The 21,027-nt window shown below is 63.2% G+C and carries 22 protein-coding genes and 1 pseudogene; 10 read left to right on the top strand and 13 right to left on the bottom strand.

The genetic code is table 11. The annotated features are described in order from the left end of the window. Window positions 1–19: 19 nt before the first annotated feature. Together NKI73_RS20890 and NKI73_RS20885 are read right to left on the bottom strand one after the other, a co-directional pair. Window positions 20–1,267, bottom strand: coding sequence for an MFS transporter (locus tag NKI73_RS20890; protein ID WP_352632794.1), 1,248 nt, complete (start codon window positions 1,265–1,267; stop codon window positions 20–22). An 89-nt stretch (window positions 1,268–1,356) separates the two neighbouring features. Next, window positions 1,357–1,548, bottom strand: coding sequence for a DUF1192 domain-containing protein (locus NKI73_RS20885; protein WP_352632793.1), 192 nt, complete (start codon window positions 1,546–1,548; stop codon window positions 1,357–1,359). Window positions 1,549–1,661: 113 nt separating this feature from the next. Here NKI73_RS20885 and NKI73_RS20880 point away from each other — a divergent pair, with 113 nt between their 5' ends. From NKI73_RS20880 to NKI73_RS20870, 3 genes are all read left to right on the top strand, one after another. Further along, window positions 1,662–2,672: an NAD(P)H-quinone oxidoreductase gene (locus NKI73_RS20880; RefSeq protein ID WP_352632792.1), complete on the top strand. Its 1,011-nt coding sequence runs from the start codon at window positions 1,662–1,664 to the stop codon at window positions 2,670–2,672. A 179-nt stretch (window positions 2,673–2,851) separates the two neighbouring features. After that, entirely contained in the window at window positions 2,852–2,992 is a 141-nt protein-coding gene (locus NKI73_RS20875) for a DUF1127 domain-containing protein (RefSeq protein ID WP_352632791.1), read from the top strand. Window positions 2,993–3,494: 502 nt separating this feature from the next. After that, complete coding sequence (locus NKI73_RS20870) at window positions 3,495–4,190, top strand: DUF1013 domain-containing protein (protein ID WP_023810957.1); 696 nt, start codon at window positions 3,495–3,497, stop codon at window positions 4,188–4,190. A gap of 58 nt (window positions 4,191–4,248) precedes the next feature. Here NKI73_RS20870 and NKI73_RS20865 read toward each other — a convergent pair whose 3' ends face one another. From NKI73_RS20865 to NKI73_RS20850, 4 genes are all read right to left on the bottom strand, one after another. Continuing rightward, complete coding sequence (locus tag NKI73_RS20865) at window positions 4,249–4,968, bottom strand: helix-turn-helix transcriptional regulator (RefSeq protein ID WP_352632790.1); 720 nt, start codon at window positions 4,966–4,968, stop codon at window positions 4,249–4,251. A 166-nt stretch (window positions 4,969–5,134) separates the two neighbouring features. After that, window positions 5,135–5,359: a hypothetical protein gene (locus NKI73_RS20860; protein WP_352632789.1), complete on the bottom strand. Its 225-nt coding sequence runs from the start codon at window positions 5,357–5,359 to the stop codon at window positions 5,135–5,137. A 95-nt stretch (window positions 5,360–5,454) separates the two neighbouring features. Beyond that, entirely contained in the window at window positions 5,455–6,045 is a 591-nt protein-coding gene (locus tag NKI73_RS20855; RefSeq protein ID WP_352632788.1) for a DJ-1/PfpI family protein, read from the bottom strand. Between the two features lie 96 nt (window positions 6,046–6,141). Continuing rightward, window positions 6,142–6,309, bottom strand: a complete 168-nt coding sequence (locus NKI73_RS20850; protein ID WP_352632787.1) for a hypothetical protein — start codon at window positions 6,307–6,309, stop codon at window positions 6,142–6,144. Between the two features lie 309 nt (window positions 6,310–6,618). Here NKI73_RS20850 and NKI73_RS20845 point away from each other — a divergent pair, with 309 nt between their 5' ends. Next, window positions 6,619–7,566, top strand: coding sequence for a ring-cleaving dioxygenase (locus NKI73_RS20845; protein ID WP_352632786.1), 948 nt, complete (start codon window positions 6,619–6,621; stop codon window positions 7,564–7,566). A 117-nt stretch (window positions 7,567–7,683) separates the two neighbouring features. Continuing rightward, window positions 7,684–7,845 carry a hypothetical protein gene (locus tag NKI73_RS20840; RefSeq protein WP_023757423.1) on the top strand — a complete coding sequence of 54 codons (162 nt, stop codon included), beginning with the start codon at window positions 7,684–7,686 and terminating at the stop codon, window positions 7,843–7,845. A 33-nt stretch (window positions 7,846–7,878) separates the two neighbouring features. Here NKI73_RS20840 and NKI73_RS20835 read toward each other — a convergent pair whose 3' ends face one another. From NKI73_RS20835 to tkt, 7 genes are all read right to left on the bottom strand, one after another. Next, a complete protein-coding gene (locus tag NKI73_RS20835; RefSeq protein WP_352632785.1) occupies window positions 7,879–8,592 on the bottom strand; it encodes an SGNH/GDSL hydrolase family protein in 714 nt (237 codons plus the stop codon). A gap of 62 nt (window positions 8,593–8,654) precedes the next feature. After that, on the bottom strand, window positions 8,655–9,395 hold the full coding sequence (locus tag NKI73_RS20830) for a DUF899 domain-containing protein (RefSeq protein ID WP_352632784.1): 741 nt from the start codon (window positions 9,393–9,395) through the stop codon (window positions 8,655–8,657). A gap of 256 nt (window positions 9,396–9,651) precedes the next feature. Beyond that, window positions 9,652–10,677, bottom strand: coding sequence for a class I fructose-bisphosphate aldolase (locus NKI73_RS20825; protein ID WP_352632783.1), 1,026 nt, complete (start codon window positions 10,675–10,677; stop codon window positions 9,652–9,654). 209 nt (window positions 10,678–10,886) lie between these two features. Continuing rightward, window positions 10,887–12,083 carry a phosphoglycerate kinase gene (locus NKI73_RS20820; protein WP_352632782.1) on the bottom strand — a complete coding sequence of 399 codons (1,197 nt, stop codon included), beginning with the start codon at window positions 12,081–12,083 and terminating at the stop codon, window positions 10,887–10,889. A gap of 147 nt (window positions 12,084–12,230) precedes the next feature. Next, window positions 12,231–14,120, bottom strand: coding sequence for a potassium/proton antiporter (locus NKI73_RS20815; protein ID WP_352632781.1), 1,890 nt, complete (start codon window positions 14,118–14,120; stop codon window positions 12,231–12,233). A gap of 212 nt (window positions 14,121–14,332) precedes the next feature. After that, the gene (gene gap / locus NKI73_RS20810) at window positions 14,333–15,343 is read right to left on the bottom strand and encodes a type I glyceraldehyde-3-phosphate dehydrogenase (protein ID WP_352632780.1); all 1,011 of its coding nucleotides are present in this window, start codon (window positions 15,341–15,343) and stop codon (window positions 14,333–14,335) included. A gap of 211 nt (window positions 15,344–15,554) precedes the next feature. Further along, on the bottom strand, window positions 15,555–17,546 hold the full coding sequence (gene tkt / locus NKI73_RS20805) for a transketolase (RefSeq protein ID WP_352632779.1): 1,992 nt from the start codon (window positions 17,544–17,546) through the stop codon (window positions 15,555–15,557). 263 nt (window positions 17,547–17,809) lie between these two features. Between tkt and NKI73_RS20800 the strand changes: the two genes are divergently transcribed. The 5 genes and pseudogenes from NKI73_RS20800 to NKI73_RS20780 all read left to right on the top strand — a co-directional run. Then, window positions 17,810–18,082, top strand: a complete 273-nt coding sequence (locus NKI73_RS20800; RefSeq protein WP_013529251.1) for a DUF4164 domain-containing protein — start codon at window positions 17,810–17,812, stop codon at window positions 18,080–18,082. A gap of 20 nt (window positions 18,083–18,102) precedes the next feature. Then, window positions 18,103–18,468 carry a cell division protein ZapA gene (locus tag NKI73_RS20795; RefSeq protein WP_352632778.1) on the top strand — a complete coding sequence of 122 codons (366 nt, stop codon included), beginning with the start codon at window positions 18,103–18,105 and terminating at the stop codon, window positions 18,466–18,468. Window positions 18,469–18,688: 220 nt separating this feature from the next. Further along, window positions 18,689–19,348, top strand: coding sequence for a peroxiredoxin (locus NKI73_RS20790; RefSeq protein ID WP_352632777.1), 660 nt, complete (start codon window positions 18,689–18,691; stop codon window positions 19,346–19,348). A 153-nt stretch (window positions 19,349–19,501) separates the two neighbouring features. Further along, a complete protein-coding gene (locus NKI73_RS20785; RefSeq protein WP_352632776.1) occupies window positions 19,502–20,374 on the top strand; it encodes an MBL fold metallo-hydrolase in 873 nt (290 codons plus the stop codon). Window positions 20,375–20,624: 250 nt separating this feature from the next. After that, window positions 20,625–21,027 (top strand): annotated as a pseudogene (locus tag NKI73_RS20780) (IS4 family transposase); the annotation flags it as partial.

Genomic DNA, 21,027 nt, shown 5'->3' with positions numbered 1-21,027 from the left:
AGGCAAAGCCTTTCGAATCTCAACCGTCTGCTTCTGCTTTTCTTCTGGGATCAAGCCGCAATGCTTCCGGCGTCACCGAACGGTCGGCCGGCTGCGTCTTGAAGGCGTCACGATCGCCGATCGGCACCGGAGCGCGGCGGCTGATGCGCAGCAGCGTATAGCCCGCCAGGCAAAGATGCGCGAAGGCGGTCGCCAGGAACAGGCCTTCCGGGCGCATCCAGCCCATCAGGGCGGCGGCCAGCAAGGGTCCGATCATCGTGCCAAAGCCGTAGAGCAGCAGCAGGCCGCCCGACACCTTGACGAAATCCTCCGAGCGCGCGTGGTCGTTGGCATGCGCCACGGCGATCGAATAGAGCGTGTAGGCGAAGGCGCCATAGGCTGCAGTGAAGACGATGACGAAAACGCCGGAGCGTGGCTCGAACAGGAAGATCATGAGCGCGAACAAGGCCGCACCGAAAGCCGCCCCCGCCAGCACGAAACGCCGGTCGGTCTTGTCGGACATGCGCCCTGCCGGAAGCTGCATGGCGGCACCGGCAACGACCACAAGGCTCATCATCAGGGCGATCTCGGCCGTGGAGATGCCGATGCGGGCGCCGTAGACCGCGCCAAGCGTGCCCCAGGCCCCGTTGGCAATGCCGATCAACACGCAGGCGACCGCCGAAACCGGCGAATTGGCATAAAGGCCTTTGACGTCGAGCGAGACATCCTGCAGCGGCTTGGGGTGGGAGGCGGTCGAGACCGCGGTCGGAATGAGCGACAGGCAAAACAGGATGCCGGTGATCATGAACAGCGACGCCGATTTCACGTCGCCGCCGGCGACGATCATCTGCCCGCCCATGATCGAGGCATAGGTGACCATCATGTAGAGGCCGAAGACGGTGCCGCGATTCTCGTTGGTGGCCTTCTCGTTCAGCCAGCTTTCGATGACCATGAAGGCGCCGGCCATGGTGAAGCCGGTGAAGGCGCGCAGCAGGATCCAGACATATTCGTCGATGATCAGGCCGGTGAGCAGCGCCACGATGGCGCCCGACGCGGCAAAGGCGCCGAAGGCGCGCACGTGGCCCGCGCGGCGTACGATGCGCGGCGCGAAGAAGCAGCCGGTGACGAAGCCGCCGGCCCAGGCCGTGCCCATCAGGCCGAGCGATGCGGTCGAGAAGCCTTCCAACTGACCGCGTAGGGGCAGCAGCAGCCCGTGCAATCCAGACGCTGCCAGCAGGAAGGCGGTGCCGCGAAGCAGCGAGAGGATCGGACGGTAGGTTGCGAACATTGTTTGATCCGGCTCATGTTTGACAGGGGCGCTGGGTCTGAGGACAGTCGCATTCGGGTTTTTCGGCGGCGGGCTTTGCGCCCGCGCTTCTATCCGCGGCGGAACAGCGCCTCGGCAGCCGATTTGGTGGTGTCCTTGGCCTTGAGCTCGGCCTCCAGCCTGGCGATCTCCTCGCGCAAGATGCCGATGCGTTCCGACAGCTCGCCAACGGAAAGCAGCGAGAGGTCCTGCCCGATCTCGTGCGGGCGCGCCTTCTTGGGTTCGTCGTCGAAGATCGCCATCGTCGCTCCTCCCTGATTTGGCCATTTGCCTGATTTGGCAATCAGCATACATAGGGCAGGGGCGTCGATGCAAACAGCCGATCGGATAACGGCGAGGAAAGACGGGAAATGTCATGGCGAACGGACAGAAAATTCCGGCAAGAATGACGGCCATAGCGATCTCGGAGCCGGGTGGCCCACGGGTGCTGAAGCCGGAAACGCGCGACGTACCGCAGCCCGGTCCCGGCGAGATCCTGATCAAGGTGCATGCCGCCGGCGTCAACCGGCCGGATATCCAGCAGCGCAAGGGCGCCTATCCGCCGCCGCCCGGCGCGTCGGACCTGCCGGGCCTCGAGGCGTCGGGCGAAGTGGCGGCCGTTGGCGATGACATATCGCGCTGGCGCATCGGCGACCGCGTCTGCGCGCTGACGCCCGGTGGCGGCTATGCCGAGTATGTCAAGGTTCATGCCGGCAGCGTCCTGCCGCTGCCGGCCGGCTTCACCCACACCGAAGCTGCGGCCGCGCCGGAAAACTACTTCACCGTTTGGCACAATGTGTTCGAGCGCGGCGGCCTGAAGCGCGGCGAGACGCTGCTCGTCCATGGCGGCTCTTCCGGCATCGGCACCACCGCAATCCAGCTGGCCTCGGCCTTCGGCGCCTATGTGATCACCACTGCCGGCAGCAAGGAGAAATGCGATGCCTGCCTGAAGCTCGGCGCCGACCGCGCGATCAACTATCGCGAGGATGATTTCGTTGCCGCGGTGAAGGAGGCAACGGGCGGCAAGGGCGCCAATGTTATCCTCGACATGGTCGGCGGCGACTACGTGGCGCGCAACTACGAGGCCGCGGCGGTCGAAGGCCGTATCGTCCAGATCGCCGTGCAGGCCGGTGCTGTCGCAAGCGCGGACTTTTCGAAGATCATGGTCAAGCGGCTCGTCCACACCGGTTCCACGCTGAGGCCGCGCACCGTGGAGTTCAAGGCGGCGATCGCGGCGGCGCTGGAAGCGCAGGTATGGCCGTTGCTCGGTACCCGCAAGGTCGCTCCCGTCATGGACATGATCTTCCCGCTCAGCGAAGCCTGGCGGGCGCATGAGCGCATGGAAGACGGCGAGCATATCGGCAAGATCGTGCTCGACGTCGGCTAGGCCGGCATCGCTTGGATCTCGACACGTCCTGAGCGGCGCCTCACTGCCTACGAGATGAACAGAAGCTTAATGCTGCAATGCAGCATTTGCATCATTGCTATGCAAAATCAGCCATTCAAGTCCTCATCGATGATGACTATTTGAGCATCATCGAAACGAACAATCCTTGGAGGACTACCATGAACCCGATCCGCGCTTTCCGTAACTGGCGCATGTACAACGAGACCGTGCGCGAACTGAACCGCCTCAACGCACGTCAGCTCAGCGATCTCGGCATCAACCGTGGCGATATCGAAAAGATCGCCCGCAGGGCCATCTGATTTGAGCATGGTCCGCTCCAAGGAGCGGACCATGCCGTAGAAGCAAGAGCCGAAGCAGACGGTTTTGCCGTCGCCGGTTCCGAGCCCGCTGGACCCTGTCCGGCGGGTTTTGTCGTTTTGGGCGCAGTTTCGCTCGCGGCAATGGCGCGAGCGCCCTGGCGACAGCCAGTTCGGCGGTGTCAGCAGCTTTTGTGCCGGCAGCTTTTCACGATAGGAATTTTTTCTTGACTCCGTGCCCTCAGCTATGGTACATATTCGTCCATGGTGCTGATTTGCGCCAGTGACCCGCCGCAAGGCGGGTTTTTCGTTTGATGCTCCGTCAGCCAATGCGCAGGCGAAGGCTGCGAAGGAACCCGTTAACCCGAGTTCGTTGCCCTGCCGTTGCTTCCAAAAACATTGCGAAACAACAATGGAACGGTTATACAGGCCGCGAATTTCCCATTTTGGTGGCTCTAAACCACCGCCCGCGCGGGAACGCGGGCGAACGAGAAGGATTTTTTAAATGGCCAATACGCTGCTTATGCCCAAGGCGACCGCCGTCTGGCTGGTCGACAACACCGCGCTTTCCTTCGAGCAGATCGCGCAGTTCTGCGGGCTGCATCCGCTCGAGGTCAAGGCGATCGCCGACGGCGAATCGGCGCAAGGCATCAAGGGCATGGACCCGATCATGACCGGCCAGCTGACCCGCGACGAGATCGCGCGCGCCGAGAAAGACCCGAACCAGCGCCTCAAGCTTTCGGACCCCAAGGTGCGGGTGCCCGAATCCAAGCGCAAGGGTCCGCGCTACACGCCGCTTTCGAAGCGCCAGGACCGGCCGAATGCAATTCTCTGGCTGGTGCGCAACCATCCCGAGCTCAAGGACGCGCAGATCTCGCGCCTCGTCGGCACCACCAAGTCGACGATCGAGCAGATCCGCGAGCGCAAGCACTGGAACTCCGCCAATCTGCAGCCGATGGACCCGGTGACGCTGGGCCTTGCGTCGCAGATCGACCTCGACATGGAAGTCAATCGCGCCTCGCGCGGTCGCGAACAGGCGCAGCCGGTCGGTGACACGCTGTTGCCGGCGGCCTTGACCGAGCGGCTGGTGCCGGCTCCCGAGAAACCGAAGGACGAGGATGCCGAACTCGATGCCAACGCCGTGTTCGCCAAGCTCTCGGCGCTGAAGTCGAAGAACACGGACAATGACGACGACGAGTGAGACGTCGCACGCCCAATGGAAAAAGCCCGCTTCGAGCGGGCTTTTTTGTGCCGTTTTCTCAGGTTCGCGCGGCGCGATCCGGCGCCATGCCGTAATCCTCGCTGCGCTCCACGGCCCGGTAGAAGTCGGCAAGCTGCTTGCCGCGCTCCGGTTTGAAGATGCGGCCGGCGATGACCACCGAGGCGATGCGGTCGATGCGGAAGGCGCGAAAATCGTCGCGCATCTCGCACCAGGCGACCAGCGTCCACACCTTGCCCCAGAACCACAAGCCAAGCGGGCGGATATCGCGGGCGGTGCCGCGGCCGGCCTCGTCCGAGTAGTCGATGGTCAGCACCTGGCGCTTTTCGACCGCGCGCTCGATCAGGTCGATTGCTTCGCGGGCGGCATCGCTGACCACCCACATCGGCGTGTGGATCTCGGTGCGGGCGATGCGGTCCTTTTCGGCTTCGGGCAGTACGGCGCCGATCTTGACCAGCGCCTCGTCGGCGGCGCGCGCCATAGCAGCGCCGCCAAAGGCGCGCACCATGCGGGCGCCGGCAACCAGCGCGACGATCTCGTCACGCGTGAACATCAGCGGCGGAAGGTCGAAACCCTCCCTCATCATGTAGCCAACGCCGGCCTCGCCGTCGATCGGCACACCGGTCGACTGCAGGTCGGCAATGTCGCGGTAGATGGTTCGCTCGGAAACCTCGAGCCACGTGCCGAGCTTCTGAGCGGTGACCAGACGGCCACCACGCAGATGCTGCACGATCTGAAAGAGCCTGTCGGCGCGGCGCATCGTTTGCCTCCCCAGTGTTGGTCCCATGCACGGCGTGGCTCCGGGACCGGATCCACTTCCAGATGACATGCATTACGGCTTCAGCCCTTCGCGCTTGCGCTGCGTGGCGACGAATTTCGCGCCGAAGGACAGTTTACTCGTTTTACTCGTTGTCGACGTCTACGCATCAAGCACGCGCCAGAAAGGGGGCGATGTCGCTCAGCGTCATGCCGCGCTCGAGATCCTCATTGGCGGCCTCGGCAACCGTGCGCAGATGATAGCCTATCGTGACCGGACATGTCACTTCGGCGCCATGCTCGATGGCGAGCGGCGTGCGCAACGCACGCAGCATCGGCTGACCTTCGACGGCGCCGGCCATCGTGCGCGCGCCGTTGATGCCAGGTGTGTTCAATCTGCCGTTCCAACTCTTCATCGATCGTCCTTTCGACCGCCGATGCGCAGTGTCCGAGGCTCGCACCATCGCACGTCCCTCCTGACAGCATACTGTCAGGAGGCTTCAGCATACTCCTTGGCGAACAGCGTTCGCATCTGGGCGAGGTCGCTGCCTCTTTCTGGATAGAGTGCGTTGAGAAAGGCGAGCGCGAAGGTACCTGGCGCCGAACCGGGCGCGGAAACAATTTTGCCGTCAGCCACGGCATACGGCACATCCTGATAATTGCTGTCGCCGGCATAGCCGGCCTCATGACCGTTGATCCAGTCGCGGCCATTGCTGGTGTGCCTGGCTTTCTCGAACAGGCCGGCACGGGCCAGTGCCAGCGTGCCGGCGCAGATACCGCCGACCACGCCGCCGCGCGACGCAATGGCGGTAAGCAGTTCCGCCGCATCCGGGGGCGCCTTGCCGAACCACAGATCGGAGCCGATGACGGCGATGGCATCGAGATCGGTATTCTGATCCGCCTCGGCCGAACGGTCAGGCGTCAGCCCGAAGCCGCTGATGCCGGTCACCGGCTTGCCGTCAGGTGCTAGCGATACGGCGCGGGCGCCGAACCATTCGACCGCCGAAGCCGCCAGCAGCCCGTACTCCCAGTCGGCAAAACCTTCGATGAAAAGAAAGCCGATTGTCTTCTGTTCGGGCATAAGCTCGCTCCATCCCTCGCGCGCCAAACCTGCTATTTGGTTTCTTATCTGGGCGTCTCAGCGCCCACATCCAATCGCAGGGTCGAAAAATTCGTCTCAATTGCCGCGAAAGCCACGGTCGGCATACATGTCCGGCCAGCCGATATCCTTGCGAATGTCCGCTGGCAGCGAGTTCATGAGCCGCCGGGTACGGATCTCGTTGCGCATCGTGCGGATCTTGCCGACATAGTGCTGCATACCGCGCAAAATGGTAAAACCGTTCATGGCTGGTCTCCTCTCTTCTGATGGAGACACTATCGCATACCCCTCCTGACAGCAGTCTGTCAGGAGGATGGCAGGGCATGCGATGATAGTTCGGGCCGCCGCGCTCGCCCGAGGAAAGCATCGCTTTCGCTGCATCGCATTCTGCCCGCGGCAGGGCCACAGCTATCCAATTGTTCACCGAGGCAATTAAATCGAGACGCTATTGTTCATCCTGCGGCGACGGACCGTCCGGATAGGCAGGCCTTCAGCGACGTGGCCGCAGTTCTGATATGAAGCGAGAAAATTCTTCCCCAAAACAGGGAGACGACCATGAGCTTGCAACTGACAGGTATCCACCATCTGACCGCCATCACCGCCAATGCGCCGGGCAATGTTCACTTCTACACGAAGGTGCTGGGTCTGCGGCTGGTCAAGAAGACCGTAAACCAGGACGACACCTCGGCCTACCATCTCTTCTATGCCGATGGCGAAGCCACACCGGGCACCGATCTCACCTTCTTCGACTGGCCGGTCGGACGGGAGCGGCGCGGCACCCACAGCATTGCGCGGACCAGCCTCAGGGTCCGTAGCCATGAGAGCCTTGCCTGGTGGAAGCAGCACTTGGCAGACGAAGGCATCGTAACAGGAGAGATCGCCGACATCGGCGGCTACCCCAGTCTGGATTTCGAGGACCCGGAGGGCCAGCGCCTGCGGCTCATCAGCGACGGCGGCAAGGGCGACAGCCATCCCTGGGCGCAGAGCCCGGTGCCGGCCGAACACCAGATCCGCGGGCTCGGGCCGATCGTCATCAGCGTTCCTGATATCACCAACACCGAGGCGGTGGTGACCAGGGTGATGAACATGCGCAAGGTACGCGAGTATGCGTCGCCGGAGGGCCAGGTTCACGTCTTCGAAATGGGAGAGGGTGGGCCCGCGGCGGAATTGCATGTTCTGGTGCAGCCGGGACTGGCGCCGGCACGGCAAGGCGCGGGTGCGGTTCACCATGTCGCCTTCAGGGCGCCGGACCAGGAGACGCTGCATCAATGGACGGCGCGGCTGGCCGAATTCCGGCTGCCGTCGAGCGGCGAGGTCGAGCGCTATTACTTCCGCTCGCTCTATTTCCGCGAGCCGAACGGCATCCTGTTCGAGATCGCCACCGACGGGCCGGGCTTCACCGCTGACGAGCCGCTGGAAAAGCTGGGTGAAAGCCTCGCCCTGCCGCCGTTCCTCGAACCGAAGCGCGCCTCGATCGAGGCCGGCCTCAAGCCGCTGAAATAGGCCGCTCTCCGGTCAAGGGCGGGCGCCGCGTTCCGGTTCGGGATCGCGACGCCCATTCTTTCTCAGGCAACGAACGAGGTGCTTTGACAGCCGGCCGCGTTGCTGGTCAAAGGCGGCATGTCGAAACTCCTCGCGCTCGTCATTGTTGGCATCATGGTCATTCAGCTGATCAAGCCGCTCGGCTGGCCGGGTCTGAAACGGCGCAGCGACTTCTGGAAGCTGGCGCTGCTGGCGATGGCGGCGATTTCCATAACAGCCGTGCTGGGGCACTGGGCATAGGCCTCGCATCGGGCGAGGCCAGCTACTACCCCTTCAGATGGCCAGCACCGGACCGACGAGATGTTCGGCCCAGGCGCGGTAGCCGGCTTCCGAGGCGTGAAAGCCGTCGGAGGCAAAGCCGGCCTCAGGATTTGTGATTGGCAGGCGCGGCGCCGGCACCGCGCCGCGCTCCAGGCAAAGGCGTTCACCCATCCGGTTCATTTCGCTGGCGCGGATTTCAAGAATTTTTCCGAGTAGCGGCGGCATGGCCGGCGCCCGCGTGAACTCCAGCACCGGCGACCACACCACGCGCGCTTCCGGCCATTTGGCGCGCAGCGCGTAGAGCAGGCCGCCGAACTCCTTCTTGAAGCGCGGCACCGAGTGAAAATTCTTGGTGTCATTGGTGCCGATGGCCAGCACGATATGCGTCCATGCATCGGCCGACAGATTGGGCAGGACATGGTCGCGGATCTGGCCAGACGTCGCCGAATTGAAGCCGGCGGCGCGCCAGCGCACGGCGCGGCCTGTGCTCTGCCAAATCAGCACGGCGAGTTGTGCGGCAAGCCCGTTTTCGGAGTTGCCGATGCCGACCGAAGCGGCCGAGGAATCCCCCAGCACCAGCAGCGAAATTGGCGGTGCCGTGCCGGCGAGATCGTGCATGACCGGCCCCTGAGCCGGCAGCATGCGCGTGGTGCGGCGTCTCACGCCGAGGCCCTGCCAGATATAGACAGGGAAGGCGAGCCAGGTGAGGAGGGCCGGGAGGCGCATGACAATACCGTTAAACGATCAGCGGCAGGCTTAGCGCATGTTTGGGCTGACGTGAACGATCTTCAATCGCAACAACTCGCCTGAGCTGTCTGTCTGTCCTGATATTCGTCGTGCAAGCGCACCCAGTCCATCAGGCCGTGATAGGGGCCGGTTTCGTTGCGGCCCTTCGGCGTCATGTCGAGATAATCATACGTGCCGATTAGCGCCTCGCCGCCGCGGGCGCGCGATAGGAAGGTGAGGAAGGTGTCGCCGTTCTCGTCCCTGTAGAAAACACTGGTGCCGGGAAGCTCCTTCGATGTTCGGGGACGGGTCTCGAAATTGTAGGTGGTGTCGCCGGCGGCGATCTGCCTGTCGGTGAAGGAAACCTGCATGTCGAAGTTGAAATCCGAGGCATAGGATGACACCCAGTCGAATTTCCAGCCCATGCGCTGCTTGTAGGGCAGAAGTTCCGCCAGCGGCGCGCGCGAAACCACGACCAGCGACACGTCGTGATGCCTGAGGTGCTGATTGGCGCCGTCGATATGGTCGGCAAGGAATGAGCAGCCCTGGCAATGATGGCTGCAACCCGGCCCGAACATGAAGTGATAGACGATCAGCTGGCTGTTGTTGGCAAACAGGTCGGCCAGTTTCCTCGGCCCTTGCTCGGTCTCGAAGACATAGTCCTTCCTGATCTTCAGCCAGGGCAGTTCACGCCGCTCAGCCGCGATCCGCTCGCGAAACCGTGTCAGTTCCTTCTCGCGCGCCAGATGCGCCTTGTGCGCCTGGAACCAGTCTTCGCGCGAAACGACCTTGTTGCGATGCATGAAACTCTCCCTGTCTGTCATCCCCAAGGACGTTCGGGGCAGGCGCAAACCGACATCGCCGGCTGTTTGTTTGAGCATGATCTCTGGACAAACGGTTTCCGTTTGTCAGAGAAAACCGGATTCCACTTTTCGGGATCATGCTCCAGCGCCGATTGGCAGATAAGGACGACGAGGCTCCGTCCCAAGCCCGGCCAAGCCGCAAACAAAAAACCCGGGCGCATCGGCCCGGGTTCGAAGGAAGACGGAAGGACTGCAATCAGGCGGCCTGTTCCAGGCTCGCCTTCCATTTTCCAAGCGCCGCCAGGTGGTTCATATGGGCGCGATGGGTGAAGGCGGCTTGGCCGGCGGCGACGTTCGACGCCTTGCCGCTCCAGGCTTTCTGCGGCGCGGCCTGCAGCGCGCGGCCGTAGGAGAAGGTCAGCTTCCACGGATGCGGGCCGATGGCGTTGATGGCGTTGAGGTTGGCGGTCGCTTCCTCGTCCTCCTGGCCGCCGGAGAGGAAGGCGATGCCCGGCACGGCTGCCGGTACGGTCTGGCGAAACAGCTTTATGGTCTTTTCCGCGACTTCTTCCGGGCTGCTCACCTTGCCCGATTTCTTGCCCGCCAGCACCATGTTGGGCTTCAGGATGGTGCCTTCGAGCACGACGCGCGCCGAATGGAGCTCGTCGTAGAGCTTGATCAGCGTGGCCTTCGAGATGTCGTAGCAGGTGTCGATGTCGTGTGCGCCGTCCATCAGCACTTCCGGCTCGACGATCGGCACGATGCCGGCCTCCTGGCAAAGGGCCGCATAGCGGGCGAGTGCATGGGTGTTCGAACCGATCGAATTGGCCGAGGGCACGCCCCTGCCGATGTCGATGTCGATCACCGCGCGCCATTTGGCGAAGCGCGCGCCGAGCTTGTAGTAGTCGGCAAGGCGCTCGCGCAGGCCGTCGAGGCCCTCGGTGATGGTGTCGCCGGGAAAGCCGGCCAGAGGCTTGGCGCCGGCGTCGACCTTGATGCCGGGTATGGCGCCGGCCGCCTTGATGATGTCGACCAGCGGCGTGCCGTCGGCGGCTTTCTGGCGGATCGTCTCGTCGTAGAGGATGACGCCGGAAATGTACCGGGTCATCGCATCCCTGGTGCGGAACATCATCTCGCGGTAGTCGCGGCGGCTGTCGGCGGTCGATTCGACGCCGATGACGTCGAAGCGCTTCTTGATGGTGCCGGAACTTTCGTCGGCGGCCAGCAGGCCCTTGCCATCGGCGACGATCGCGGCGGCAATGTCTTCGAGACGTTCGCTCATTCTGCTTCTCCTGAAACGGTTGTTCCGCGCTTAACGGAAGTCTACCGCCAAAGGAATGGCATCGGAAAGCTCGAATCGATTGAAAGCTTCCGGCGCCCTTGTTCGCTCTCCTAGTGTTGATCGGGTTGTTTGGTTTAGCCGCAATTCCCAAGGGAAAGCGCTATGCGCTTTTCCCGGGAAAACCGTTTCACCCTTTTCCTGAAATTGTTTTAGCGTTTCAGCACATCGACGCCGGGCAGCGGCTTGCCTTCCATCCATTCCAGGAAGGCGCCGCCGGCGGTCGAGACATAGGTGAAGTCGTCGGCGACACCGGCATGGTTGAGGGCCGCCACCGTATCGCCGCCGCCGGCAACGGAGACCAGCTTGCCGGCCCTGGTGCGCTGAGCCGCGTGCTTTGCCGCCGCCACCGTCGCATGGTCGAAGGGTGCGATCTCGAAGGCGCCGAGCGGGCCGTTCCATACCAGTGTCGCGGCGCGGTCGATCCATTCGCCGATGGTCGTCACGGTTTTGGCGCCGACATCGAGGATCATGCCGTCTGCCGGCACATCCGAGATGGCGACGGTCTCGCAGGCAGCGCCCGCCTTGAATTCCTTGGCGACGACGCCGTCGACCGGCAGGATGATGGCGCAGCCGGCCTCGGCGGCCTCGATCATGATCTGCTTGGCGGTCGTGGCGAGATCATGCTCGCACAGCGATTTGCCAACATCGGTGCCGCGCGCTGCAAGGAAGGTGTTGGCCATGCCGCCACCGATGACCAGTGCGTCGACCTTCTTCACCAGGTTCATCAGCAGGTCGATCTTGGTCGAGACCTTGGCGCCGCCGACGATGGCGACAACCGGACGGACAGGATTGCCCAGACCCTTCTCCAGCGCTTCGAGTTCGGCCTGCATGGTGCGGCCGGCAAAGGCCGGCAGCAGATGCGCCAGCCCCTCGGTCGACGAATGGGCGCGGTGCGCGGCGGAAAAGGCGTCGTTGACGAAGATGTCGCCATTGGCGGCAAGCTTTTCGGTGAAGGCCGGATCGTTCTTTTCCTCGGCCTTGTAGAAGCGGGTGTTTTCAAGCAGCAGCACATCGCCCTTGTTCATGGCGGCGACGGCGCTTGCCGCGGTGTCGCCGACGCAGTCACTGGCGAAGCCGACGGGGCGGCCGAGCACGTCAGCCGTTGCCCTGGCTATAGGCTCCAGCGAGAATTCGGGCGAGGGGCCATCCTTGGGCCGGCCGAAATGCGCAAGCAGGATGACCTTGGCGCCCTTGCCGGACAGTTCCGCGATGGTCGGCGCGATGCGTTCGATGCGGGTGGCGTCGGTGACCTTGCCCTCAGTGACGGGCACGTTGAGGTCGACGCGCACCAGCACACGCTTGCCGCTGATGTTGCCGATATCGTCGAGTGTCTTGAAGACGGCCATGCGGGTTCCTTTCCGTGGAAAATCGCCGGGACCATACCTCGCATCGATGATGATGCAAGGCTTGAGCCCGGCTTCGAAACGAATTTTCGAAGCCGGGACGATTTTGTGCCGTGGGCGGATTAAGGGCAGCGCTCACAATCGAAGTTGTCAGTGTTCGGTCGCTGTCTTTTCCGGCGCGGGATCCGGCGTCGGTTTCTCGTCTGCTCGCACCTCGGTCATCTTCGTCTGGGTCGGCTTGCGCCAGTTGCGGATGAAGGTGGAGAGACGGTCGGCGATTTCGCCGGCGCTGAGGAAAACCGGCACCCGGGCCACCGGCGCGGTCGGTTCGAAGGAAAGGCCAAGGCCTGTGATCTTGCCCTTGTCGTCGACGTCGCGAACGATCAGCTCGATCGGCCCGATCAGCACCCGGTCGGCATATTCGGCATGGCCGCCGAGCCGCGCCGTGACCAGCGCGCCGACGGTCATTTGCTGCTCCACGTCGGTGAGCCCGGGCGCATAGGCTATTTCCAGTTCGGCGGCGGAGCGTGCCGGATCGACGGCGAAGGCACCGAAGAAATCGGCGTCCTCGGGATCGACCACGGCGCGGCTGGCGAAGAGCTTGTCGAGCAGGCGCGGATAGCGGTCCGGCACGAAGATGTAGACCTGGTCGCCGGCGGCGAGCCGGCCCATGTCTTGAAAGCGCATCGAGCGGCCGTCACGCAGCACCAGCGAAGGCCGTGCCCAGCGCGGTATGCGCTCGCCGCGCGCCACCGGGCTGCCGGGGGCGACGCGATAGGCAAGAAGCTCGTGGTGGGCTGAGCCCGGCAGTTCCAGCTCGACCTTGTCCAGCGGGCCAAGGCGGGCCGGGACGATCAGACCGAGGCGGCGGGCCAGCGGTCCGACCGTCCAGCCCTGGATGACCAGCGACACCAGCACGATGATGAAGGCGGTGTTGAAGATGACGCGGCCGTTTTCCAGGCCGCCGAGCAGCGGGGTGATGGCGAGCAGGATCGACACCGCACCGCGCAGGCCGACCCAGGAGACGAAGGCGACTTCGGGGCGCGGCAGACGGAACGGGATCAGGCACAGCCAGACCGCAATCGGCCGTGCCACGAACATCAGGAACAGGCCGAGCAGCACCGCCGGCACCATGATCGCCGGAAACTGCGATGGCGTCGCGAACAGGCCGAGGATGAGGAACATGATGATCTGCGCCAGCCACGACATGCCGTCCTGGAAGCGCTTGAGGATGGTGACGGCGCGGATGTCGGAATTGCCGGCGATGAGGCCGGCGATATAGACCGCCAGGAAGCCTGAGCCGCCAATGGCGCCGGCAGCGGCAAACACCATCAGCGACAAGGTCAGCACGAAGATCGGCAGCAGGCCGTGATCGAGGTTGAGCCGGTCGACGAGACGCACGATGGCGAGGCCGCCAAGCACGCCGACGACGGCGCCGAGGCCCATGTTGAGCAGGAAGCCGAGGAACAGGCTGGTGACCAGGACATTGGTCTCGGGGTTGGCGTGGGCGGCGATGATCTCGACCAGGGTGATGGTCAGGAAGATGGCGATCGGGTCGTTGGTTCCGGATTCCACCTCAAGCGTCGAGCGCACGCGTTCGCGCAGATTGATCTCGCCGGCGCGCAACAGGAAGAACACGGCCGCTGCATCGGTGGAGGCGACGGCGGCGCCGAGCAGGAAGGATTCCAGCCAGGTGAGGTCGAGCAGATAGTGGGCGGCGGCGCCGAACAGGCCGGTCGTGACAAGCACGCCGAAGGTCGCCAGCGACAGGGCCGGGCCTGCAGCCTGCCGCAAGGCGTTGAGCGGCGTGCCGAACCCGGAATCGAACAGGATGACGGCGAGCGCCAGTGAGCCGGCAAAATAGGCGATGCGGGCGTTGTCGAACTCGATGCCGAGACCGTCGGTGCCGGTGGCCAGGCCAATGCAAAGAAACAGGAGCAGAAGAGGGGCGCCGAAGCGGAAGGCGATCAGGCTCGAAAAGGCGGCGGCGACGACAAGCGCTGTGCCGACCAGCGTGACGAGATAGATCGCATGCTCCATCCGTGATTTGCCCCTCGAATTCCTCTTTCCCTCGCTTCACGGCAGAGTGGGGCGAAGACATGACCAGTGCAAGGCGGCGGGGTGGTTTTTTGCTCTATGCTGCTGATTTTTGGGCGTTTTGGCACTCAGGACACAGGAAGGCGCAGGCCGCCCTCATGAAAAACGCCCGGACAAAGCCGGGCGCTTCAGGTCTCGAAAAGAGAGCTCTGCGATCAGGCGATGGTCTTGCCGAAAGCGACCGCGGTGTCGCCCATGCGGTTGGAGAACCCCCATTCATTGTCGTACCAGGACAGCACCGAAACGAAGTTGCCGTCCATCACCTTGGTCTGGTCGAGCGCCACGATCGAGGAACGCGGATCATGGTTGAAGTCGATCGACACGTTCGGGTGATGGGTGACGCCGAGAATGCCCTTCAGCTTGCCGTTGGAGGCGGCGATCACCGCGTCGTTGATCTCCTGCACCGTGGTCGAACGCTTCGCGATGAACTTGAAGTCGACGACCGAGACGTTCGGGGTCGGCACGCGGATCGAGATGCCGTCGAGCTTGCCCTTGAGATCGGGGAGCACCAGGCCGATCGCCTTGGCGGCGCCGGTCGAGGTCGGGATCTGCGACAGCGCGGCGGCGCGGCCGCGGTAGAGATCCTTGTGCATGGTGTCCAGCGTCGGCTGGTCGCCGGTGTAGGAATGGATCGTCGTCATCATGCCCTTTTCGATGCCGACCGTCTCGTGCAGCACGGCTGCAAGCGGCGCCAGGCAGTTGGTGGTGCACGAGGCATTCGAGATGACGATGTGGTCCTTGGTCAGCTGATCGTGGTTGATGCCGTAGACGACTGTGAGGTCGGCGCCTTCGGCCGGGGCCGAGACGATGACGCGCTTGGCGCCGGCGGTCAGATGCGCGGCCGCCTTGTCGCGGGCGGTGAAGATGCCGGTGCATTCGAGCGCGATGTCGATGCCGAGTTCCTTCCACGGCAGCTGCGTCGGATCCTTGATGGCGGTGACCTTGAACGTCTCCTTGCCAACGGTGATCTGGTCGCCGGAAACCGAAACTTCGTGCGGGAAGCGGCCATGCACGCTGTCGTAGCGCAACAGGTGCGCATTCGTCTCGACCGGGCCGAGGTCGTTGACGGCGACGACGTCGATGTCCCTGCGGCCGGATTCATGGATGGCGCGCAGGATGTTGCGGCCGATGCGGCCGAATCCGTTGATGGCAACTCTGACGGTCATTATTCTCTCCCTGGGAGCTGAGGGCAGACGATGGGTCCGCAGTTTCATAGCGGCGGAAGCGGAAAGAATCCAGCCGCGGCGACGTGGATTTAAATCGATTAGGTTGGGCCAGCGCGGCGAAATCGCTTTGCGCGGTTTCGCCGGGCCCCTTTTGTTTCGTGCATGCCGTTACCCAAAACCGTGGTACGCTTTTGGGCGACGTGCACAGGCCCTACTTGGTATGCAGGCGGGCTTCCGCTGCCTTGGCAGCGGCTTCGGCGGTGATGCCGAAATGCGGATAGAGCTGCTCGATCGTGCCCGAAGCGCCGAAGCCGGTCATGCCGACGAAGATGCCGTCGGAACCGATGAAATGATCCCAGCCCTGGCGGATGCCGGCTTCGATCGCCATTTTCACCGGCGCGTTGCCGATCGTCTTCTTGCGGTAGTCGTCGCCCTGCTTGTCGAACAGTTCGAAGCAGGGAACCGAGACGACGCGGGTCGGGTGGCCATGCTTTTCCAGCAGGTCGCGGGCGCCGAGCGCGATCTCGACTTCGGAGCCGGTGGCAAAAATAGTCACCGCCGCCTCGCCATTGGCTGCGGCCAGTTCGTAGGCTCCCCGGCCGCTGAGATTATCGGCGACGAATTCGGTGCGGACCGTCGGCAGGTTCTGGCGGGTCAGCGCCAAGGTCGACGGCGTCTTTTCCGACTCGATCGCCAACTGCCAGCATTCGGCGGCCTCGACCGCATCGGCCGGACGGAAGACATTGTGGTTGGGGATAGCGCGCAATGCGGCCAGATGTTCGACCGGCTGGTGGGTCGGACCGTCTTCGCCCAGACCGATTGAATCATGGGTCATGACGAAGATCGAGCGGATGCCCATCAGCGAGGAAAGCCGCATCGACGGACGGGCATAGTCGGAGAAGCACAGGAAGGTGCCGCCATAGGCGATGAGACCGCCATGCAGCGTCAGGCCGTTGATAGCGGCGGCCATGCCGTGCTCACGGATGCCGTAGTGGACATAGCGCTGGCCGTAGTCGTCTGATGTGATGTTCTTGGTCTGGCTGGTCTTGGTGTTGTTGGAGCCGGTCAGGTCGGCCGAACCGCCGATGGTCTCGGGCACGGCGCCGTTGATGACCTCCAGCGCCATCTCGGACGATTTGCGGGTGGCGACCTTCGGCTTGTCGGTAGAGAGCTTCTTCTTGTAGTCGGCAATGACGGCGTCGAAATTAGACGGCAGCTTGCCATCGATGCGGCGCTCGAACTCGGCCTTCAGCTTTGCGTCGGCCTTGGCCAGGCGGCCTTCCCAGTCTGTGCGCGCCTTGACGCCGGCTCTGCCGGCGGAGCGCCAGGCGTCGAGGATGTCAGCCGGAATCTCGAAGGGCGGCGAATCCCAGTTGAAGAACTTCCGTGCGCCGGCGATCTCGTCGGCACCGAGCGGCGAACCGTGCGCCTTGTTGGTGCCGGCCTTGGTCGGCGCGCCGAAGCCAATGGTCGTCTTGCAAGCGATCATCGTCGGCTTGTCGGAATGACGGGCGGCTTCGATGGCATAGGCGATGGCTTCCGGATCGGTGCCGTCAATATGGCTGGCGTTCCAGCCGGAGGCCTGGAAGCGGGCGACCTGATCCGTAGTGTCGGACAGCGACACCGGACCGTCGATTGAGATGTTGTTGTTGTCCCAGAAGACGATCAGCTTGTTGAGCTTGAGGTGGCCGGCAAGCGCGATGGCTTCCTGGGAAACACCTTCCATCAGGCAGCCGTCGCCAGCGAGCACATAGGTGTAGTGATCGACGAGGTCATTGCCGAATGCGGCGTTCATGATGCGTTCGCCGAGCGCGAAGCCGACCGAATTGGCCAGGCCCTGGCCGAGCGGGCCGGTCGTCGTCTCGATGCCGGTGGCATGGCCGTATTCGGGGTGTCCGGCGGTCTTCGAGCCCAACTGGCGGAAGTGCTTGATCTGGTCGATGGTCATGTCTTCGTAGCCGGTCAAATGCAGCAGCGAATAGAGCAGCATCGAGCCATGGCCGGCCGACAGGATGAAACGGTCGCGGTCGGCCCAGTGCGGGGCCTTGGAATCATATTTCAGGAAGCGCGTGAACAGCACCGTGGCGATGTCGGCGCAGCCCATGGGCAGGCCGGGATGGCCGGAATTTGCCTTCTCGACGGCGTCCATGGAGAGAAAGCGGATCGCATTGGCCATCCGGTCATGTTGTTCACGCGACGTCATGGTTCCTCCAGAAGTGGGGGTTTGGGGGCTTGGGAGAGCCCTTGAAAAGGGTGCGCGACACATAGCAGGCGCGCGCTTTTAGTCAACAAATCGGGTGCACATTTGCCGGTCTTGTGATGCCGGCGGCGGGTCTACATTAGCGTTAGCAGGGGACAGTCGCGAGAGCTTTGTTGACGTTGCCTTCACCCGGTGCCTAATGTTTCGGAGATAACGCGTTCTGAACGCGAACGATTCGGTGATGGGCAGGGCACAGGACGAAGGCCATGACCGGGGAAGCCACACTCAAGGAAGTTATAGCCAGGCTGGGCAAGGCCATCGAGGGGCTGGAAAACGCCGTCGCGGCCAAGCTCGAGCATGAACGCGATTACTCGGAAGCCGAGGCCGAAGTGCAGCGGATGAATGCCGATCGCTCCCGGCTGGCGCAGGAACTCGACAATTCCGAAGCACGCGCCGAACGGCTGGAAGACGCCAACAAGGAAGTGTCGCGACGGCTGGTGACCGCCATGGAAACCATCCGCGCTGTGTTGGACAGGTAGGGGGCTGGACAGGTAGGCTCATGGCTCAAGTCACCGTTTCCATCGACGGCAAACAGTATCGGATGGCCTGCGACGAGGGCCAGGAAGAGCATCTGATCGACCTTGCCGAACGTTTCGACCGCTATGTCTCGCATCTGAAGGACTCCTTTGGCGAGATCGGCGACCAGCGGCTGACGGTGATGGCCGGCATCATGGTGATGGACGAGCTTTCGGAGCTGCAGAAACGCGTCAAGGGCATGGAAACCGAAGTGCTGACCTTGCGCAAGACGCGCGACGATGCGCTGACCAAGGCCGACAAGAACGACAGCGTGCTGACCAACGCGCTTGGCGCGCTGGCACAGCGCATGGAAGACCTGACGGCGACCCTGGCGGTCAACAAGACCTGAGGCAGCGCGCACTTCGAGTTCAAACCAAAGCTCTCATCCGCTGGCGGTGCCCCCGGCAGCATGAAAATTCTCGCTCTGCCGCCGACAAGAGTTTGATATTATCTCGCGGCCGCAATTTTTGCGCTAATATGCGGCGATTGCCGGAGCGTGGACATGTGATGGCGGCCATGGTTTGCCGCCTCTTGCTTCTGGCGGAATCTGTTTACAGGGGAGATGTGCCATGAGCCTTCGTATCAACGATATCGCGCCGGATTTCACCGCCGAGACCACGCAAGGGACGATCAACTTCCATGAATGGATCGGCGACGGCTGGGCGATCCTGTTCAGCCACCCGAAGAATTTCACGCCGGTCTGCACGACCGAGCTTGGCACGATGGCTGGGCTGGAGGGTGAGTTCAAGAAGCGCAACGTCAAGATCATCGGCATTTCGGTCGATCCGGTCGCGAGCCATGACAAGTGGCAGGCCGACATCAAGACGGCGACTGGCCAAACGGTGCACTATCCCCTGATCGGCGACAAAGACCTCAAGGTCGCCAAGCTCTATGACATGCTGCCCGCCGGTGCCGGTGAAACGTCGGAAGGCCGCACGCCGGCCGACAACGCCACAGTGCGCTCGGTCTACGTCATCGGGCCGGACAAGAAGATTAAGCTGGTGCTGACTTACCCGATGACCACGGGCCGCAACTTCGACGAGATCCTGCGCGCGGTCGATTCCATGCAGCTGACCGCCAAACACCAGGTGGCGACGCCGGCGAACTGGAAGCAGGGCGAGGACGTCATCATCACCGCCGCCGTTTCCAACGAGGATGCGATCAAGCGTTTCGGCGCTTATGAGACCATCCTGCCCTATCTCAGGAAGACCAAGCAGCCATCCGCCTGATCGCTTCGGAACAGTTTTTGGCTTTCTCGCCGCTGCGAGCGAAATGAACCTTGACTGGACCACCCGAGCGGACAACCATGCTCTTCTCGGGTGCAGCCAGAGAAAATCATTCCTGCGAGCCGAGGGTTGGACCAAGGGTTGGGGAAGCCGAAATTGGACGTAGCTTTGGCCAGGCCACAGGTCAGCGGCTTCTACGACAAGCCGACCGGGGCCATTCAGTATGTCGTCGCCGACCAGGCGACGAAGCGATGCGCCATCATCGATCCGATCCTCGATTTCGACGAGAGATCCGGCGCCACGGCAACAACGAACGCCGATGTCCTGCTCGACTTCGTCGGCGAGCAGGGGCTGAGCGTCGAATGGATTCTCGACACCCATCCGCATGCCGACCATTTCTCGGCGGCGCATTATCTGAGAGAGAAGACCGGCGCACCGACGGCGATCGGCGACAGGGTCGTCGGCGTCCAGAAACTGTGGAAGGCGATCTACAACTGGCCGGATTTTCCCGCCGACGGTTCGCAGTGGGACAGGCTTTTTGCGGAAGGCGAAACCTTCCAGGTCGGCACGCTTCCGGTCAAGGTGCTGTTCTCGCCCGGGCACACGTTGGCCTCGATCACCTATGTGGTCGGCGATGCCGCTTTCGTCCACGATACGCTGTTCATGCCCGACAGCGGCACGGCGAGGACGGATTTTCCCGGCGGTAGTGCCGCGCGGCTCTGGCGCTCGATCCAGGACATCCTGGCACTACCGGACGAGACGCGCGTCTTCGTCGGCCATGATTATCAGGCCGGCGGCCGCGAGCCCTTATGGGAAAGCACGGTCACCACACAGAAGGCGACCAACATCCATCTTGCCGCCGCGCGCAGCGAGGCCGATTTCGTCGCCTTGCGAGAGGCTCGTGACAGGACGTTGCCGATGCCGCGGCTGATCCTGCATGCGCTGCAGGTCAACATGAATGGCGGACGGCTGCCGGAGCCCGAGGCGAATGGCCGGCGGTATTTGAAGTTTCCGCTGGATGGGCTTTGAGGGGTATTTTTTGTGGCGGGCGCGGCCGGTGAAGCGTCCGATCTCCCCACCTGCGGGGGAGATGCCCGGCAGGGCAGAGGGGGGTGCTGCCCCATAGGCGCTAACTTAGGTGTGGACTGGTGGAATCGAGATGTGATTCCTGGGCCAGATGCGAACGAATGATTCGATCGAAACCGACTGGCAGGCTCTGATATCGAGGCTGTCGCAATCGCTTGACCTTGATGCGACGGCGCGGGCGACGGGAGCGCTGGTGCGTCGTCGCAATGTTGCGGACGCAGCGACATTACTGCGCTTGGCGTTGGCCTATGGCCCCGGTGGGATGAGCCTGCGCACGGCTGCCGCCTGGGCCGGGGTGAACGAGATTGCGAGCCTTTCCGACGTTGCTCTTTTGAAGCGCTTGCGCGCCGCCGCCGATTGGCTCGGCGACATTGCGGGCGCCTTGCTCCAAAACGCTTGCGCCAAAAGCGCCGCGCCGACGGGGCGCCGGCTGCGCGTTGTCGATGGCAGTTCGATCTCGCACCCCGGCAGTGCCGGCACGGACTGGCGGCTGCATGCCACCTACGAACCCGCGCTCGCGCGCTTCACGCATCTGGAGATCAGCGACGCGCGCGGTGGTGAAAGCTTCTTGCGTGCTCCGCTGCGCCAAGGCGACA

Origin of the sequence: Mesorhizobium sp. M0496 (assembly GCF_040321205.1) — a bacterium.
In the GTDB taxonomy this organism is placed as follows: domain Bacteria; phylum Pseudomonadota; class Alphaproteobacteria; order Rhizobiales; family Rhizobiaceae; genus Mesorhizobium.
Note: the sequence above shows the minus strand (reverse complement) of the source record. Positions and strands in the feature narration are given on the sequence as shown.

Bases quoted from the DNA above. Each gene is read 5' to 3' on its own strand.
- NKI73_RS20855 (WP_352632788.1), bottom strand. From the start codon at position 6,045: ATGCCCGAACAGAAGACAATCGGCTTTCTTTTCATCGAAGGTTTTGCC.
- NKI73_RS20820 (WP_352632782.1), bottom strand. From the start codon at position 12,083: ATGGCCGTCTTCAAGACACTCGACGATATCGGCAACATCAGCGGCAAG.
- NKI73_RS20835 (WP_352632785.1), bottom strand. From the start codon at position 8,592: ATGCGCCTCCCGGCCCTCCTCACCTGGCTCGCCTTCCCTGTCTATATC.
- NKI73_RS20870 (WP_023810957.1), top strand. From the start codon at position 3,495: ATGGCCAATACGCTGCTTATGCCCAAGGCGACCGCCGTCTGGCTGGTC.
- NKI73_RS20825 (WP_352632783.1), bottom strand. From the start codon at position 10,677: ATGAGCGAACGTCTCGAAGACATTGCCGCCGCGATCGTCGCCGATGGC.
- NKI73_RS20875 (WP_352632791.1), top strand. From the start codon at position 2,852: ATGAACCCGATCCGCGCTTTCCGTAACTGGCGCATGTACAACGAGACC.
- NKI73_RS20885 (WP_352632793.1), bottom strand. From the start codon at position 1,548: ATGGCGATCTTCGACGACGAACCCAAGAAGGCGCGCCCGCACGAGATC.
- NKI73_RS20865 (WP_352632790.1), bottom strand. From the start codon at position 4,968: ATGCGCCGCGCCGACAGGCTCTTTCAGATCGTGCAGCATCTGCGTGGT.
- NKI73_RS20840 (WP_023757423.1), top strand. From the start codon at position 7,684: ATGTCGAAACTCCTCGCGCTCGTCATTGTTGGCATCATGGTCATTCAG.
- NKI73_RS20790 (WP_352632777.1), top strand. From the start codon at position 18,689: ATGAGCCTTCGTATCAACGATATCGCGCCGGATTTCACCGCCGAGACC.
- NKI73_RS20800 (WP_013529251.1), top strand. From the start codon at position 17,810: ATGACCGGGGAAGCCACACTCAAGGAAGTTATAGCCAGGCTGGGCAAG.
- NKI73_RS20880 (WP_352632792.1), top strand. From the start codon at position 1,662: ATGGCGAACGGACAGAAAATTCCGGCAAGAATGACGGCCATAGCGATC.
- gap (WP_352632780.1), bottom strand. From the start codon at position 15,343: ATGACCGTCAGAGTTGCCATCAACGGATTCGGCCGCATCGGCCGCAAC.
- NKI73_RS20845 (WP_352632786.1), top strand. From the start codon at position 6,619: ATGAGCTTGCAACTGACAGGTATCCACCATCTGACCGCCATCACCGCC.
- NKI73_RS20890 (WP_352632794.1), bottom strand. From the start codon at position 1,267: ATGTTCGCAACCTACCGTCCGATCCTCTCGCTGCTTCGCGGCACCGCC.
- NKI73_RS20815 (WP_352632781.1), bottom strand. From the start codon at position 14,120: ATGGAGCATGCGATCTATCTCGTCACGCTGGTCGGCACAGCGCTTGTC.
- NKI73_RS20795 (WP_352632778.1), top strand. From the start codon at position 18,103: ATGGCTCAAGTCACCGTTTCCATCGACGGCAAACAGTATCGGATGGCC.
- tkt (WP_352632779.1), bottom strand. From the start codon at position 17,546: ATGACGTCGCGTGAACAACATGACCGGATGGCCAATGCGATCCGCTTT.
- NKI73_RS20850 (WP_352632787.1), bottom strand. From the start codon at position 6,309: ATGAACGGTTTTACCATTTTGCGCGGTATGCAGCACTATGTCGGCAAG.
- NKI73_RS20830 (WP_352632784.1), bottom strand. From the start codon at position 9,395: ATGCATCGCAACAAGGTCGTTTCGCGCGAAGACTGGTTCCAGGCGCAC.